This is a genomic window from Streptococcus alactolyticus, from assembly GCF_012277075.1.
Lineage (GTDB): Bacteria > Bacillota > Bacilli > Lactobacillales > Streptococcaceae > Streptococcus > Streptococcus alactolyticus.
The window spans coordinates 1-675 of sequence record NZ_JAAXMT010000028.1 but is presented as its reverse complement, the minus strand read 5'-3'; the positions used below and the strand labels follow the sequence as shown (position 1 = coordinate 675).

Genomic DNA, 675 nt, shown 5'->3' with positions numbered 1-675 from the left:
GCAAGAAGGGGTCACGGTATCACGCCGTCGTATTCGCCGCGTGATGAAACGACTAAATCTAGTGTCTCTCTATCAAGAAGCTGCTTTTAAACCTTATTCCAAGGGAAAAAATGAGGCACCAATCCCCAACCACCTCGACCGTCAGTTTGATGCCAAGAATCCCTTAGAGGCCATCGTTACCGATCTTACCTATGTTCGTGTCAAGAACCGCTGGGCTTATGTTTGCTTCATTATCGACCTCTATAATCGTGAAATTATAGGATTGTCAGTTGGTTGGCATAAGACAGCAGAACTGGTTAAGCAAGCCATCCAGAGTATTCCTTACGCTCTGACGAAAGTAAATCTATTTCACTCAGATCGTGGCAAGGAATTTGATAATCAGCTGATTGATGAGATGCTTGAAGCTTTTGATATTACTCGCTCGTTAAGCCAAGCTGGCTGTCCTTACGATAACGCTGTAGCAGAAAGTACTTACTGTGCTTTTAAAATCGAATTTATTAACCAAGAAAGTTTCCGTACGCTTGAGGAATTAGCTGCCAAAACGAGAGATTATGTCCATTGGTGGAACTATCATCGGATTCATGGCAGTCTCAATTACCAAACACCAATGGCTATTCGACTCATCGCTTAGAAAAACACTTTATAAAAATTGTACAGAAAAGTGTTGCCTTTTCA

General features: G+C 41.9%; 1 protein-coding gene. It reads left to right on the top strand.

Features of this window, described 5'->3' with window-relative positions; genetic code table 11:
* Positions 1–631: IS3 family transposase (locus HFK82_RS08725; RefSeq protein WP_168261486.1), on the top strand; the 631-nt coding region annotated here is incomplete at its 5' end.
* Between the last annotated feature and the right edge of the window lie 44 nt (positions 632–675).